Annotated in this window: 14 protein-coding genes; 10 read left to right on the forward strand and 4 right to left on the reverse strand. The window is 56.5% G+C overall.

The features are described 5' to 3' along the window. Nucleotides 1-30: 30 nt before the first annotated feature. Nucleotides 31-1,941 (reverse strand): ATP-dependent DNA helicase, encoded by a 1,911-nt coding sequence (locus A3466_RS04670; protein WP_023303884.1) that lies wholly within the window; start codon nucleotides 1,939-1,941, stop codon nucleotides 31-33. A 133-nt stretch (nucleotides 1,942-2,074) separates the two neighbouring features. Between A3466_RS04670 and A3466_RS04675 the strand changes: the two genes are divergently transcribed. After that, nucleotides 2,075-2,419, forward strand: coding sequence for a RidA family protein (locus A3466_RS04675; RefSeq protein ID WP_063449613.1), 345 nt, complete (start codon nucleotides 2,075-2,077; stop codon nucleotides 2,417-2,419). A gap of 5 nt (nucleotides 2,420-2,424) precedes the next feature. Here A3466_RS04675 and A3466_RS04680 read toward each other — a convergent pair whose 3' ends face one another. Then, a complete protein-coding gene (locus A3466_RS04680) occupies nucleotides 2,425-2,607 on the reverse strand; it encodes a YoaH family protein (RefSeq protein WP_003859925.1) in 183 nt (60 codons plus the stop codon). A 61-nt stretch (nucleotides 2,608-2,668) separates the two neighbouring features. Here A3466_RS04680 and pabB point away from each other — a divergent pair, with 61 nt between their 5' ends. The 4 genes from pabB to A3466_RS04700 all read left to right on the forward strand — a co-directional run bounded on the left by pabB (nucleotide 2,669) and on the right by A3466_RS04700 (nucleotide 7,855). Then, a complete protein-coding gene (gene pabB / locus A3466_RS04685) occupies nucleotides 2,669-4,003 on the forward strand; it encodes an aminodeoxychorismate synthase component 1 (protein WP_063449614.1) in 1,335 nt (444 codons plus the stop codon). Further along, a complete protein-coding gene (locus tag A3466_RS04690; protein ID WP_063449615.1) occupies nucleotides 4,000-4,578 on the forward strand; it encodes a CoA pyrophosphatase in 579 nt (192 codons plus the stop codon). The genes pabB and A3466_RS04690 overlap by 4 nt, the downstream gene beginning before the upstream one ends. Nucleotides 4,579-4,762: 184 nt before the next feature. Beyond that, nucleotides 4,763-6,127, forward strand: coding sequence for an L-serine ammonia-lyase (gene sdaA, locus A3466_RS04695; protein ID WP_047354210.1), 1,365 nt, complete (start codon nucleotides 4,763-4,765; stop codon nucleotides 6,125-6,127). A gap of 129 nt (nucleotides 6,128-6,256) precedes the next feature. Beyond that, nucleotides 6,257-7,855 (forward strand): EAL domain-containing protein, encoded by a 1,599-nt coding sequence (locus A3466_RS04700; RefSeq protein ID WP_063449616.1) that lies wholly within the window; start codon nucleotides 6,257-6,259, stop codon nucleotides 7,853-7,855. Between the two features lie 6 nt (nucleotides 7,856-7,861). Here the strand turns inward: A3466_RS04700 and yoaE are convergent, their stop codons facing one another. Further along, nucleotides 7,862-9,421, reverse strand: a complete 1,560-nt coding sequence (gene yoaE / locus A3466_RS04705; protein WP_063449617.1) for a CNNM family cation transport protein YoaE — start codon at nucleotides 9,419-9,421, stop codon at nucleotides 7,862-7,864. Nucleotides 9,422-9,884: 463 nt separating this feature from the next. Between yoaE and manX the strand changes: the two genes are divergently transcribed. From manX to mntP, 5 genes are all read left to right on the forward strand, one after another. Next, on the forward strand, nucleotides 9,885-10,847 hold the full coding sequence (manX, locus tag A3466_RS04710; RefSeq protein WP_063449618.1) for a PTS mannose transporter subunit IIAB: 963 nt from the start codon (nucleotides 9,885-9,887) through the stop codon (nucleotides 10,845-10,847). 47 nt (nucleotides 10,848-10,894) lie between these two features. Next, on the forward strand, nucleotides 10,895-11,695 hold the full coding sequence (gene manY, locus A3466_RS04715; RefSeq protein ID WP_063449619.1) for a PTS mannose transporter subunit IIC: 801 nt from the start codon (nucleotides 10,895-10,897) through the stop codon (nucleotides 11,693-11,695). 12 nt (nucleotides 11,696-11,707) lie between these two features. Further along, the gene (locus A3466_RS04720; RefSeq protein WP_006810994.1) at nucleotides 11,708-12,559 is read left to right on the forward strand and encodes a PTS mannose transporter subunit IID; all 852 of its coding nucleotides are present in this window, start codon (nucleotides 11,708-11,710) and stop codon (nucleotides 12,557-12,559) included. Nucleotides 12,560-12,613: 54 nt separating this feature from the next. Next, nucleotides 12,614-13,072 carry a DUF986 family protein gene (locus A3466_RS04725; RefSeq protein ID WP_063449620.1) on the forward strand — a complete coding sequence of 153 codons (459 nt, stop codon included), beginning with the start codon at nucleotides 12,614-12,616 and terminating at the stop codon, nucleotides 13,070-13,072. Between the two features lie 396 nt (nucleotides 13,073-13,468). After that, complete coding sequence (mntP, locus tag A3466_RS04730) at nucleotides 13,469-14,035, forward strand: manganese efflux pump MntP (protein WP_063449661.1); 567 nt, start codon at nucleotides 13,469-13,471, stop codon at nucleotides 14,033-14,035. Here mntP and rlmA read toward each other — a convergent pair. After that, nucleotides 14,032-14,847: a 23S rRNA (guanine(745)-N(1))-methyltransferase gene (gene rlmA, locus A3466_RS04735; RefSeq protein WP_063449621.1), complete on the reverse strand. Its 816-nt coding sequence runs from the start codon at nucleotides 14,845-14,847 to the stop codon at nucleotides 14,032-14,034. The two genes, mntP and rlmA, sit on opposite strands and share 4 nt — an antisense overlap. Between the last annotated feature and the right edge of the window lie 3 nt (nucleotides 14,848-14,850).

Consider the following 14,850-nt stretch of genomic DNA (forward strand, 5'->3'; position numbering starts at 1 on the left):
GGCGCGCATCTTAACACACTCCGGCGAGAATTACTCCGCCGTTGGGTTCGCCAGGAAGCGGACCGCGCGTTTAATATCCCGCGTGCGCGGCGCGGGCGGCAGGCTGGCGAGGAAGGTTGCGCCGTAGGGGCGCATAACCAGGCGGTTATCGCAGATCACCAGCACGCCGCGGTCGGTGACGTCGCGGATCAGTCGCCCTACTCCCTGCTTAAGCGTAATGACCGCATCCGGCAGCTGGACGTCGTCGAACGGATCGCCTCCGCGCAGACGGCAATCCTCCATGCGCGCTTTCAGGAGCGGATCGTCCGGGGATGTGAACGGCAGCTTATCGATAATCACCAGTGAGAGCGTATCGCCGCGCACGTCCACCCCTTCCCAGAAGCTGCTGGTCGCCACCAGCAGGGCATTACCGGCGCTGACAAACTGCTGGAGCAGCTGGCCTTTACTGGTTTCTCCCTGTAACAGCACCGGCAGCGTCATGGTGGCGCGGAACTGCTCGGCCAAATCGCGCATCATGGCGTGGGATGTACACAGCATGAAACAACGCCCGTTGTTGGCCTCAATCATCGGCTTCAGCATGGCCGCCAGATGACGCGCGGCCCCCGGCTGGTTAGGCAGCGGCAGATTGCGCGGCACGCACAGCAGCGCCTGTTTTTCGTAGTCGAACGGGCTCGGCAGAAGCAGAGATTCAGCCTGCTCAATGCCGAGGCGCTCGGTAAAGTGATGCAGATCGTCATTCACCGACAGCGTGGCCGAGGTAAAGACCCAGGTGCCGGGCTTTTGCGCCATCACCTCTTTGAATTTATCGGCAACGGTCAGCGGCGTCAGCGCCAGGGTGAAGTGGCGGGAGGTACATTCGTACCAGTAGCTGTACCCCGGCTGGTTGATCTCTTTCAGCCGTTTCAGCCGCCCGCGATAGAGCGTGGCGCGTTCAAAGGCAGCGTCTAACAGGGCGGAACGGCCCAGTGACAGCTTCGCCACGTCGTAGCAGAGCTCAAGGGCATCATCGAGCAGCAGCAGCGCGCGCTGGATATTTTTGTCTGCCAGCAGTTCACGCAGGTTGCCGCGATAGCCCGGCTCGCCAAGCTGTAAGCGGAAATCCTGCGCGCATTGTGCCAGGCGGTCCGCGCACTTCTGCAACTGCTGGGTATCTTTGAGTTCGGTGCGATAGGCAATGGTGATATCTTTCGCCAGATCCTGAAGCTGACGGCTGGAGAGCGACTGGCCAAAATACTGGCTGGCGATGTCCGGAAGCTGATGGGCTTCATCGAAGATCATCACCTCTGCCTCCGGGATCAGCTCGCCAAATCCACTGTCCTTGACCACCATATCCGCAAGAAACAGGTGATGGTTCACCACCACCACGTCGGCATCCATCGCCGTTTTACGGGCTTTCACCACAAAACAGTCTTTGTACAGCGGGCAGTCGCTGCCAAGGCAGTTGTCGTTGGTGCTGGTCACCAGCGGCCAGGCCGGAGAGTCTTCCGGCACACTCGCGCAGGTGCTGATGTCCCCCTCCTCCGTCTGGTTGGCCCAGGCGCGCAGGACGATCACATCACTCAGGGTTTGTACAGGCAGGTCACCGCCGGCCAGCGCCTGCTGTTCAAGACGCTCCAGGCACAGGTAGTTTGAGCGCCCTTTCAGCAGGGCAAGACGCCCTTTGTATTTCAGCGCTTTCGCCACCGTGGGCAAGTCGCGGCTGTAGAGCTGATCCTGGAGCGCTTTCGACCCCGTAGAGATGATCACCTTCTTTTTCGCCCGCAGCGCAGGGGCGAGGTAAGCATAGGTTTTCCCCGTACCGGTTCCGGCCTCCACGACCAGCGGCTGCGCCTTGTCGATAGCGTGCGCGACGGCATGCGCCATCTGACGCTGGGGTTCACGCGGTTTAAAACCGGGAATAGCCTGTGCTAACTGACCTTCTGGGGAAAAATCGTCTGCCACGGTGTTCTCTCACTGTATTTTTGCACAGGGATTATGTCAGCCCCTTCTCTCCGGTGCCACCCCAAATAGTGACGACGGCGGAACATTATGGCAGTCTTGCCGCCTGACGACGAAAGATAACGAGGATACGTATATGACAATTACGCGCATTGATGCCGAAGCCCGCTGGTCTGATGTGGTGATCCATAACCAGACGCTGTACTACACCGGTGTACCGTCAAATCTGGACGCGGATGCGTTCGAGCAGACGGCGAACACCCTGGCGCAAATTGATGCTGTGCTGGAAAAACAGGGCAGCGATAAATCCCGCATTCTGGATGCGACCATTTTTCTGGCGAATAAAGACGATTTCGCAGCGATGAACAAAGCCTGGGATGCGTGGGTCGTGGCGGGTCACGCGCCTGTACGCTGCACCGTACAGGCCACGCTGATGAAACCGGAATACAAAGTTGAGATCAAGATTATCGCGGCAGTGTAAGCCGGTTATTCTTCATCTTCATCCTCAAAACGCGCCACGATACGCTCACCGGTATGGGTGGCGCGAAGTTCTTCCGCGACCTGGGAAATCGCCTGTCCGCTGCTCATCCCCTGGGACATCAGCTCCTGAATACGTTCAACGGCTTTCTGCTGTTGGTCATGGCTGAGAGAAGGTAAACCTGCAAACATCGTTAACTCCTGCTAAATTATTCGCGCTAATTATTTCACGCTGCCCGGTAGTATGCCATACATGAACATGCGCTTCCCCACTGTTATTACCTTGCCCTGGCGTACGGACGCCGCCGAGTTCTGGTTTGCCCGTCTGAGCCATCTTCCTTTTGCCATGCTGCTGCACTCAGGCCATGCGGATCACCCTTACAGCCGTTTTGATATTCTGGTGGCCGATCCGGTGAAAACGCTGACGACCGATGAGCTGTCGCCAACGGACGATCCGCTGCTGCGGCTTCAGCAGGAGATCAACGCGCTGGGCTTATCCGCCACGCCGAACCCGGACCTTCCTTTTCAGGGAGGCGCGCTGGGGCTGTTTGGTTATGATCTGGGCCGCCGTTTCGAAAAGCTGCCCGAGTTTGCGCAGGCGGATATTGCCCTGCCGGATATGGCGGTGGGCCTGTATGACTGGGCGCTGATCGTGGATCACCGTAAACAGACGGTATCCCTGCTGAGCCACCATGACGTGCAGGCGCGTCTGGCCTGGCTTGAGGCACAACGGCCCGCCGTAACGGATCAGTTTACGCTGACCTCCGGCTGGCGCTCAAACATGAGCGCGAAGGAATACGCGGAAAAATTCTCCCGCGTGCAGGCGTATCTGCAAAGTGGCGACTGCTATCAGGTGAACCTGGCCCAGCGCTTCCAGGCAGCATACCGGGGGGATGAATGGCAGGCGTTTATCCGCCTCAATGCCAGCAACAAGGCGCCGTTCAGCGCGTTTATACGCCTGGAGCGCGGTGCGATCCTCAGCCTTTCGCCCGAGCGTTTTATCCATCTGGCGGAAGGGACGATTCAGACCCGCCCGATCAAGGGCACCCTGCCGCGCCTTGCCGATACGGATGCAGACCGTCAGCAGGCGCAGAAGCTGGCTGCCTCGCCCAAAGACCGTGCCGAAAACCTGATGATTGTCGATCTGATGCGCAATGACATTGGCCGCGTCGCCGAGCCGGGCAGCGTGCGCGTACCGGAGCTGTTTATCGTGGAGCCTTTCCCGGCGGTGCATCATCTGGTCAGCACCATTACCGCCCGTCTGCCGTCCTCGCACACCGCCTGCGATCTGCTCCGCGCCGCGTTTCCGGGGGGGTCCATCACAGGCGCGCCAAAGGTGCGCGCGATGGAGATTATCGACGAACTGGAACCGCATCGACGCAACGCCTGGTGCGGCAGCATCGGCTATGTGAGCCTGTGCGGAACCATGGACACCAGCATCACCATTCGCACGCTCACCGCCTGCGACGGGAATCTTTACTGCTCCGCAGGCGGTGGCATAGTGGCCGACAGCCAGGCCGGGGCTGAATATCAGGAAACGTTTGATAAAGTGAATCGTATCCTGAAACAACTGGAGAACTCACGGTGAAGAAAGAAAACCTGACGCTGGATGATTTTTTGTCGCGCTTTCAGCTTCTGCGGCCCCAGGTTACCCGCGCCACGCTGAATCAACGTCAGGCGGCGGTGCTGATCCCGGTAGTGCGTCGTGAACAGCCGGGTCTGTTGCTTACCCAGCGCGCACCGCATATGCGAAAACACGCCGGTCAGGTTGCGTTTCCCGGCGGCGCGGTGGACAGCACCGATGCTTCCCTGATTGCCGCCGCGCTGCGCGAGGCGCACGAGGAAGTGGCGATCCCCCCGGAAGCGGTGGAGGTGATCGGCGTCCTGCCGCCGGTTGACAGCGTCACCGGTTTTCAGGTCACGCCGGTGGTCGGCATTATTCCGCCCGATCTTCAATATCACGCCAGCGTCGATGAAGTTTCAGCCGTGTTCGAAATGCCGCTCGAAGAGGCCCTTCGTCTGGGTCGCTATCACCCGCTGGATATTCACCGTCGCGGGCAAGATCATCGGGTCTGGCTGTCGTGGTATCAGCATTATTTTGTCTGGGGCATGACGGCAGGCATTATTCGTGAACTGGCGCTGCAAATCGGCCTGAAGCCTTGACTATACTTTACATTCCACCCTTTTCTGGCAGGTTTGCGATCGGCGTCGCGCTATTAGCAAAACCATCGTTAACCATTAGTTTAATTCATGTGAATAGTTAAGCCGAGGTTGGTGTTCCCTCTTACACTATGCGCAGTTATAACATCGTTACTGGAACCCCAGTAACCCTGTCAGGAGTGTGAAAGTGATTAGTATATTCGACATGTTCAAAGTGGGGATTGGCCCGTCCTCTTCCCACACTGTAGGGCCGATGAAGGCCGGTAAACAGTTCGTCGATGATCTGGTCGAAAAAGGATTACTGGAAAGCGTTACCCGTGTCGCCGTAGACGTTTACGGTTCACTGTCATTAACGGGTAAAGGCCACCACACCGATATCGCCATTATTATGGGTCTGGCGGGCAACATGCCGGACACTGTTGATATTGATGCCATTCCGGCATTTATCCGCGACGTGGAAACGCGCGGACGCCTGCTGCTGGCTAACGGTCAGCATGAAGTGGACTTCCCGCAGGATGATGGTATGCGTTTTCGCAGCGACAACCTGCCGCTGCACGAAAACGGCATGACCATCCACGCCTGGAGCGGCGAAAAAGAGATCTACAGCAAAACCTACTACTCCATCGGCGGTGGCTTCATCGTTGACGAAGAACACTTTGGTAAAGAGAGCGCGGGCGACGTCAATGTGCCCTATCCGTTCAAATCCGCCACCGAAATGCTGGGCTACTGCAAAGAGACCGGCCTGTCCCTCTCCGGCATGGTGATGAAGAACGAGCTGGCGCTGCACAGCAAGAAAGAGATCGAAGACTATTTTGCTAACGTATGGCAAACCATGCGCGCCTGTATCGATCGCGGTATGAACACCGAAGGCGTTCTGCCGGGCCCGTTGCGCGTGCCGCGTCGTGCATCCGCGCTGCGCCGTATGCTGGTCACCACGGACAAATTCTCCAACGACCCGATGAACGTGGTTGACTGGGTGAACATGTTTGCTCTGGCGGTGAACGAAGAGAACGCCGCAGGGGGCCGCGTGGTGACCGCGCCGACCAACGGCGCGTGCGGTATCGTTCCGGCGGTGCTGGCCTACTACGATCACTTTATCGAGCCCGTCACGCCGGATATCTACATCCGTTATTTCCTCGCGGCAGGCGCCATCGGCGCGCTGTACAAAATGAACGCCTCCATCTCCGGTGCGGAAGTGGGCTGTCAGGGTGAAGTGGGCGTTGCCTGCTCCATGGCGGCTGCGGGACTGGCGGAGCTGCTGGGCGCAAGCCCTGAGCAGGTTTGCGTGGCGGCGGAAATCGGCATGGAGCATAACCTCGGTCTGACCTGTGACCCGGTTGCCGGCCAGGTGCAGGTGCCGTGCATTGAGCGTAACGCCATCGCCTCCGTTAAGGCCATCAACGCCTCGCGCATGGCGATGCGCCGCACCAGCGAGCCCCGCGTGTCGCTGGATAAGGTTATCGAAACCATGTACGAAACCGGCAAGGACATGAATGCGAAGTACCGTGAGACCTCCCGCGGTGGTCTGGCCATTAAGGTGCAGTGCGACTAAGCCTTCCTTTCGCCCATCCACAACGGATGGGCGAATTTTCCCCTCTCGTCTCGTCGCTTCACGTAATCCCCACTACACTGTCACTGTTGCGTCTGGCTCTTCCGGCCGGAGCTTATCAGGCGACCGTTCATGCAAACTGCACAAACGATCATTAAAGACTATCGCCGAAAACGCGTTATCGTCTGCGTCACGGTTGCGCTCATGACGCTCGTCCTGACGTTGGGCATTCGCTTTATTTCACAGCGCAACATAAATCAGGATCGGATCCAGGACTTCGCTCAGAGCACCGTCCGCGCGCTGGACAAGGTGCTGATGTCCCTGGAAACCCACCGTGAAACCCTCATCGCGCTGGTGGGTGAACCCTGTTCCGAGGTGAATCTTGTCCTGCGAAAACAGGCGGCGATTCTGCAAACCGTACGCTCAATCGCCCTTGTAAAAGACGGCACGCTGTATTGCTCAAGCGTGTTCGGCATTCGTAATGTTCCCGTCAGCGAATTTCACCCGATCCTGCCGGCGAGCGATCCCAGGCTGCTGTTATTGACCGACCGGTGGCTGTTAAAAGGCAGCCCGGTGCTGATCCAGTGGTCCCCCGTGGCGGGCGGGAGCAAGGATGGGGTGATGGAGGTGGTGAATATCGATCTCATCACCAAAATGATCCTTGAGCCGCAGCGGCCGCTGATTACCGACGTTGTCCTCAAGGTGGGCGATAATTTTCTCCGCGACGGGCAACAGGTCACGAATACGCTGACCTTCGATGAACGTGCCTCCCTGCTGGAACAATCGTCACAGCGGTACCCCTTCAGCGTCACGGTCAGCGGCCCGGGGCCAGGCGAAATGGCGTTGAGGAATCTGCCCACTCAGCTGCCGCTGGCGCTGATGCTTAGCTTACTGATGGGCTATATCGTCTGGCTCGCCACGGCGCGGCGCATCAGTTTCACCTGGGAAATCAATATGGGGATTGCTGCCCGGGAGTTTGAACTCTTCTGCCAGCCGCTGGTGAATGCCCGCACGCGGGAGTGCGTCGGCGTCGAGATCCTTCTGCGCTGGAATAACCCACGTCAGGGATGGATCTCACCCGATGTCTTTATCCCTCTGGCCGAAGAACATAACCTGATTGTTCCGCTTACCCGCTACGTCATCAGCGAAACGGTGCGGCAGATAGGCTATTTCCCGGCCTCGCGCGATTTTCATATCGGCATTAACGTGGCCGCCAGCCATTTTCGCCGCGCTGCGCTGATCCGGGATCTCAACCGCATTTGGTTTAACGCCAATCCGGTTCAGCAGCTGATTGTGGAGTTAACTGAACGCGATGCGTTGCTTGATGTGGATTACCGCATCGTGCGCGAGCTGCACCGTAAAGGAGTGAAACTTGCGATTGATGATTTTGGTACCGGCAATAGCTCACTTTCGTGGCTTGAAAAGCTGCGTCCGGACGTGCTGAAAATTGATAAATCCTTCACCACTGCGATCGGCACCGACGCCGTGAACTCAACGGTCACGGATATCATTATTGCGCTGGGCCAGAGGCTGAATATAGAACTGGTTGCGGAAGGGGTTGAAACCGAGGAGCAGTCACGCTATTTGCGCCGTCACAGCGTACACATTTTGCAGGGGTTCTTGTATGCGCGGCCAATGCCGCTGCGGGAGTTTCCGACATGGCTGGCGGAAAGTGCCTCTCCGCCAGCCCGTCACAATGGACACATCGTGCCGTTATTGCCGTTACGCTAGCAAGCGTTACTCTTCTTCGTCGTGTGCGGACTGCTCTTTAACAATACGCACCATATCAACGCGATAGTCGTTGGCTTCAACGATGGTAATTTGCAGCGGCGGCAGCTCCAGCACATCACCGACACGCGGGATCTGTCCGTTAACGGCAATCACCAGCCCTGCCACGGTGGCGATGTCTTCATCGTCATTGACCACGTTTTCAACGCCCAGCGTGTGCGAAAGCGCGTGCAGATCGGTGGTACCTTTCACCAGCCAGCCGTCACCGTCGGCGACGATTTCCGGCGTTTCATCCGCATCGGGGAATTCACCCGCGATCGCTTCCAGCACGTCAAGCGGCGTGACCAGACCCTGTACTACACCAAACTCGTTGGTAACGATAACAAAACTGCCGCGGGCACGACGCAGCACGCCCAGCAGGTTAATCGGATCCAGCGTCTCCGGTACCACGATGGCAGGCGACGCAGCCGCAACGGCCTCGACGTTGACGCCCTCTTCCAGCGCCACGAGCATCTCTTTCGCGCGCACCACGCCGATGATCTCATCCAGCTCGCCCCGACAGACCGGGAACAGGCTGTGCGGCGAGGAGAGCAGCTGCTGACGAATTTCGTCGACGCTCAGGTTGGCATCCACCCAGCTGATTTCTCCGCGCGGCGTCATAATGCCGCGCAGGGAGCGGGAGGCCAGCGAAAGCACGCCGTTGATCATGTAGCGTTCTTCTTCCACAAACGCGCCTTCCGGCACCGGAACCGGGTTGCGGTTCTCGCTATCCGCCTGCACATTCACCTGGCGACGGCCGCCCATCAGGCGCAGGATCGCATCGGCGGTACGGGCGCGCAGCGGCTGATTCGACTGCTGCTTAATAAAGTTACGGCGCGCAATCTGGTTAAACAGCTCGATCAGGATCGAGAAGCCAATCGCGGCGTACAGGTAGCCTTTCGGAATATGGAAGCCAAAACCTTCTGCCACCAGGCTCAGACCAATCATCAGCAGGAAGCTCAGACACAGCACTACTACCGTCGGATGCTGGTTGACGAAACGCGTCAGCGGCTTCGAGGCCAGCAGCATTACCGCCATCGCAATCACAACCGCCGCCATCATCACCGGCAGATGGTTCACCATGCCGACCGCCGTAATCACCGCATCCAGCGAGAAGACCGCATCAAGCACCACGATCTGAAGAACAACGACCCAGAAGCTGGCATAGCCTTTACCGTGTCCACCGTCGTGCTGCCGGTTTTCCAGCCGTTCATGCAGCTCCGTTGTGGCTTTGAACAGCAGGAAAAGCCCCCCCACCAGCATGATCAAATCGCGACCGGAGAAGGTGAAATCCATCACGGTGAACAGCGGCTTCGTCAGGGTAACCATCCACGAGATCACGGAGAGCAGGCCCAGTCGCATGATCAGCGCCAGCGAGAGGCCGATAAGACGGGCTTTGTCACGCTGTTTCGGCGGCAGCTTGTCCGCCAGAATGGCGATAAACACCAGGTTATCAATACCGAGAACGATCTCCAGCACAACCAGCGTAAGCAGTCCTACCCAGATTGACGGGTCCATTAAGAATTCCATGACACGCTCCTGCTAAAGGTATGATAAAACGGTGCCCCGCTGATTTCGGGCAGTTCAAAGGAAATGAGAGTCGATGCGTGGCGAAGATCGCCGATGAATAAGGCGCGGGATGGCCTGGAAGATGACTGACGTCGGTGACGGTCCATATAGTGGGCTGTAGCCCTATACTCCTGAATAATTAAACGGAGGCTAAACATATCAGAGACAATTGGTATTTAGCAAAGATTTACGTTCCTTTGCAAACTTCTGTAACACACGCGGTTTATCTTTTAGATAAATCTGTAATGCGTAGCTAAATTACGGATCTTCATCACATAAATTATTTTTTCACTATCTAAAATAATTCGCGGAAGTCTTGGTTTTTTAGAACTCTAACCCTTATCTGAATCGATTCGGTTCGCCAATACGATTCTCAGTACGCCTGCCTGGCAGACGTATAAATGATAATAATAGGAGGTAGCAAGTGACCATTGCTATTGTCATAGGCACACATGGTTGGGCTGCGGAGCAGTTACTCAAAACGGCAGAGATGCTGTTGGGCGAGCAGGAAAACGTCGGCTGGATCGATTTCGTTCCCGGTGAAAACGCCGAGACGCTGATTGAAAAATACACTGCTCAGCTTGAGAAGCTGGATACCAGCAAAGGCGTGCTGTTTCTCGTAGATACCTGGGGCGGCAGCCCGTTCAACGCTGCCAGCCGCATTGTCGTCGATAAAGAGCATTATGAAGTCGTCGCCGGGGTGAATATCCCGATGCTGGTTGAAACCTTGATGGCGCGTGACGACAACCCAGGCTTTGACGAGCTGGTGGCGTTGGCGGTGGAAACCGGTCGCGAAGGCGTTAAAGCGCTGAAAGCACAGCCGGTTGTAAAACCCGCTTCTGCCCCTGCTGCACCAAAGGCCGCTGCACCGGCGAAGCCAATGGGTCCGAACGATTACATGGTTATCGGCCTTGCGCGTATAGATGACCGTCTGATCCACGGCCAGGTGGCGACACGCTGGACCAAAGAGACAAACGTACAACGCATTATCGTGGTCAGTGACGAAGTGGCCGCTGACACTGTACGCAAAACACTTCTTACCCAGGTTGCACCGCCGGGCGTTACCGCGCACGTCGTGGATGTCGCCAAAATGATCCGCGTTTACAACAACCCGAAATATGCGGGCGAACGCGTGATGCTTCTCTTCACCAACCCGACAGACGTCGAACGCCTTGTTGAAGGCGGCGTGAAAATCACCTCCGTTAACATTGGCGGTATGGCATTCCGCCAGGGCAAAACGCAGGTCAATAACGCGATTTCAGTGGATGCGAAAGATATTGAGGCCTTCAACAAGCTGAATGCCCGCGGTATCGAACTGGAAGCCCGTAAGGTTTCCACGGATCAGAAACTGAAAATGATGGATTTGATCGGCAAAGTGGGGAAATAAGCCCGGGCCGGTTTTTCATATAAAGCTTATGTAATAGGAGAAGTGCAATGGAGATTACTACTCTTCAAATTGTACTGGTGTTCATCGTCGCATGTATTGCGGGTATGGAATCCGTACTTGATGAATTTCAGTTCCACCGTCCTCTGGTGGCCTGTACGCTGATTGGCGCCGTTCTCGGTGACATGAAAACCGGTATCATTATCGGTGGTACGCTGGAAATGATCGCCCTCGGCTGGATGAACATTGGTGCAGCCGTTGCGCCAGATGCCGCCCTGGCGTCCATTATCTCAACCGTTCTGGTTATCGCCGGTCACCAGAGTATTGGTGCCGGTATCGCGCTGGCTATTCCACTGGCCGCTGCGGGCCAGGTACTGACCATCATCGTTCGTACTATCACCGTGGCCTTCCAGCACGCGGCGGATAAGGCAGCCGAAAACGGCAACCTTACGGCGCTCTCCTGGATCCACGTTTCCTCCCTGTTTCTGCAAGCGATGCGTATCGCGATCCCAGCGGTTATCGTGGCGATCTCCGTGGGGACCAGCGAAGTTCAGAACATGCTGAATGCCATCCCTGAAGTGGTCACCAGCGGTCTTAACATCGCCGGCGGCATGATCGTGGTGGTCGGTTACGCGATGGTTATCAACATGATGCGTGCGGGCTACCTGATGCCATTCTTCTACCTCGGCTTCGTTACCGCTGCGTTCACCAACTTCAACCTGGTTGCGCTGGGCGTGATTGGCGCGGTGATGGCGATTCTTTATATCCAGCTCAGCCCGAAATACAACCGCGTCGCGGGTGCCCCTGCGCAGGCTGCTGGTAACAACGATCTCGATAACGAACTGGACTAACAGGTGAGCGAAATGGTTGATATGACAAAAACTACCACTGAGAAAAAACTCACTCCGGGTGATATTCGTGGCGTGTTCATCCGTTCTAATCTGTTTCAGGGTTCATGGAACTTCGAACGTATGCAGGCGCTCGGCTTCTGCTTCTCCATGGTGCCGGCAATCAAACGCCTGTATCCGGAAAACAACGAAGCGCGCCGTCAGGCAATTAAGCGTCACCTGGAATTCTTCAACACCCATCCCTACGTCGCGGCGCCTGTTCTGGGCGTAACGCTGGCGATGGAAGAGCAGCGTGCGAACGGGGCTGAGATTGACGATGGTGCCATCAACGGTATCAAAGTCGGTCTGATGGGACCGCTGGCAGGCGTGGGCGACCCTATCTTCTGGGGAACCGTGCGTCCGGTGTTTGCGGCGCTGGGTGCCGGTATTGCCATGAGCGGCAGCCTGCTCGGTCCGCTGCTGTTTTTCATCCTGTTTAACGCGGTGCGTCTGCTGACCCGTTACTACGGCGTAGCGTACGGCTACCGTAAAGGGGTGGATATCGTTAAGGATATGGGCGGCGGCTTCCTGCAAAAACTGACTGAGGGGGCGTCAATCCTCGGCCTGTTTGTGATGGGGGCGCTGGTAAACAAGTGGACGCACGTGAACATCCCGCTGGTGGTATCGACCATCACCGGTCAGGATGGTCAGACGCGCGTTACCACCGTGCAGACCATTCTGGACCAGCTGATGCCGGGCCTGGTACCGCTGCTGTTAACCTTCGCCTGCATGTGGCTGCTGCGTAAGAAAGTAAACCCGCTGTGGATCATCGTTGGCTTCTTCGTCATCGGTATCGCGGGCTACGCCGTCGGCCTGCTGGGTCTGTAATAAAACGCGTTACCGACCGGGGGCTTGCCCCCGGTCTTTTTATCTGGAGGATGAATGACTGTCACGGACACCGTACTGGTTTTATTTATTGTTGCCCTTCTGGCTTACGCGATCTATGACGAGTTCATTATGCCTCGCCGCCACGGCGAGACGCTGCTAACCCTTCCCCTCTTACGCCGTGGACGCATTGATGCATTCATCTTCGCCGGGCTGGTGGTCATTCTGATTTACAATAACGTGACCAGCCACGGTGCAATATTAACCACATGGTTATTATGTGCGCTGGCATTAATGGCGATTTACCTGTTCTGGATCCGCTCGCCAAAACTCATTTTTAAAAAACAGGGATTCTTCTTCGCCAATGTCTGGATAGAATATAACCGTATTAAAGAGATGAATTTATCCGAGGACGGGGTGCTGGTGATGCAATTAGAACAACGCCGCCTGCTCATCCGGGTTAAAAATATTGATGACCTGGAAAAGATCTACAGATTACTTGTTAAAACTCAATGAGTTAAAATTATAGCTTCGGCTATATATTGCGTAATTTTTTGTTCGCAATATAGCCGATGCTATATCTTCCCTGTTAATTAACTTATATTTCTTAACGATATTTTCACGCATAAATCTAAATGAAAATCGTTATCAACGCAGTGCCTGAATTAAGCCTTTCTGAGTGTTGTTTTATATTCTCAAAATATGTTAAGGTTGCGCCCGTCGTTGGGGAGTAGCCGATTTCCTGCCTTCAGGAAATGTACGTGTCAACATACTCGTTGAAAAACGTGGCGCGTACGGATCGCTTTCAGCACTTACTGTGCCAAAGGGATCAGGCGAGACCATAGATACATCAACTGCTGTTTACTGGGGGCAGTGATGTGTCATATGGATATCCCCGGTCTGGACGCGCTTATGAATATCTCCGCTACGATCCTCCTGGCCTTTGGCATGTCAATGGACGCATTTGCCGCCTCTATCGGTAAAGGTGCCACCCTCCATAAACCTAAATTTTCCGAAGCCCTGCGTACCGGTCTTATCTTTGGCGCTATCGAAACGCTGACGCCGCTTATCGGGTGGGGTCTGGGGATGCTCGCCAGCCAGTTTGTGCTGGAGTGGAACCACTGGATTGCCTTCGTGCTGCTGGTCTTTCTCGGCGGCCGGATGGTGATTGAAGGTCTGCGGGGCAACAGCGATGAAGATGACGCGCCGCTGCACCGCCACGGCTTCTGGCTTCTTGTGACCACCGCTATCGCAACCAGCCTGGACGCCATGGCCGTCGGTGTCGGTCTGGCGTTTTTGCAGGTCAATATTATCGCCACCGCGCTGGCGATTGGCTGCGCGACGCTTATCATGTCAACGCTGGGGATGATGGTTGGCCGGTTCATTGGCCCGCTGCTGGGTAAACGAGCCGAAATTTTGGGCGGTATCGTGTTGATCGGGATTGGTGCCCAAATCCTCTGGGCACACTTTGCGGGTTAATCTTCGCGCTGCCAGCAATGGATGCTGAAATCCGTCTGGCAGCGAAATTCTGTCTGCGCTGCCAGCGTTTCCCACACCGCGGGTTTTGCCCGCCACGCAAACGGCGTCATTTGCAGTAACGCCACGGCTTCACTTCCCTGTAACGTCATTTCATACGCCACCGACAGCTCCTGCTTTAACGCAAAGCCCGCCAGCTGTTCTGAGTGAGGCGCATGCAGGTGCACTTCATCATAGATCAGCCCTTTCAGCTCCAGCAGATGACGGGGCCCTGGCGTAACGGTGATAACCCACCCGCCGGGCTTAACCACGCGCGCCAGCTCCTCTGCCTTGCACGGCGCGTAGATACGCACCACGGCGTCCATGCTCGCCTCCTCAAACGGCAAACGGTGGCTGGAGGCCACGCAGAACGTCACCGCGGAATAGCGTTTTGCTGCCGCACGGATTGCCACTTTCGATACGTCCAGGCCGTACGTTTCGGCGCCCTTCTCAGCCGCCACGTCTGCAAACGTTGCGGTGTAGTAGCCTTCGCCACAGCCGATATCCAGCATGGCGGATGCGCCTTCTGTCAGACAGTTACCGAGTAAGTCGACGACAGAATCCCTGAGCGGTTGATAGTGCCCGGCATCGAGAAACGCCCGGCGGGCCTGCATCATCTCCGCGCTGTCACCCGGATCCCGGGAGCGCTTGTGCTGTACAGGCAGAAGATTCACATAGCCCTCTTTCGCCCTGTCAAACTGATGTCCCTGTGGACAGATAAACGTTTTCTCCGCGCGCATCAGCGGCGCGTGGCAAAGGGGACAGCTGAAAGACATGAC

This window comes from Enterobacter genomosp. S (genome assembly GCF_001631805.1).
Classification (GTDB): domain Bacteria; phylum Pseudomonadota; class Gammaproteobacteria; order Enterobacterales; family Enterobacteriaceae; genus Enterobacter; species Enterobacter quasihormaechei.

What these genes read in the sequence shown, in the direction of transcription:
- A3466_RS04680 (WP_003859925.1), bottom strand. Translation starts at nt 2,607, where the DNA reads ATGTTTGCAGGTTTACCTTCTCTCAGCCATGACCAACAGCAGAAAGCC.
- A3466_RS04720 (WP_006810994.1), top strand. Translation starts at nt 11,708, where the DNA reads ATGGTTGATATGACAAAAACTACCACTGAGAAAAAACTCACTCCGGGT.
- mntP (WP_063449661.1), top strand. Translation starts at nt 13,469, where the DNA reads ATGAATATCTCCGCTACGATCCTCCTGGCCTTTGGCATGTCAATGGAC.
- yoaE (WP_063449617.1), bottom strand. Translation starts at nt 9,421, where the DNA reads ATGGAATTCTTAATGGACCCGTCAATCTGGGTAGGACTGCTTACGCTG.
- A3466_RS04700 (WP_063449616.1), top strand. Translation starts at nt 6,257, where the DNA reads ATGCAAACTGCACAAACGATCATTAAAGACTATCGCCGAAAACGCGTT.
- A3466_RS04675 (WP_063449613.1), top strand. Translation starts at nt 2,075, where the DNA reads ATGACAATTACGCGCATTGATGCCGAAGCCCGCTGGTCTGATGTGGTG.
- A3466_RS04725 (WP_063449620.1), top strand. Translation starts at nt 12,614, where the DNA reads ATGACTGTCACGGACACCGTACTGGTTTTATTTATTGTTGCCCTTCTG.
- rlmA (WP_063449621.1), bottom strand. Translation starts at nt 14,847, where the DNA reads ATGTCTTTCAGCTGTCCCCTTTGCCACGCGCCGCTGATGCGCGCGGAG.
- pabB (WP_063449614.1), top strand. Translation starts at nt 2,669, where the DNA reads ATGAACATGCGCTTCCCCACTGTTATTACCTTGCCCTGGCGTACGGAC.
- manY (WP_063449619.1), top strand. Translation starts at nt 10,895, where the DNA reads ATGGAGATTACTACTCTTCAAATTGTACTGGTGTTCATCGTCGCATGT.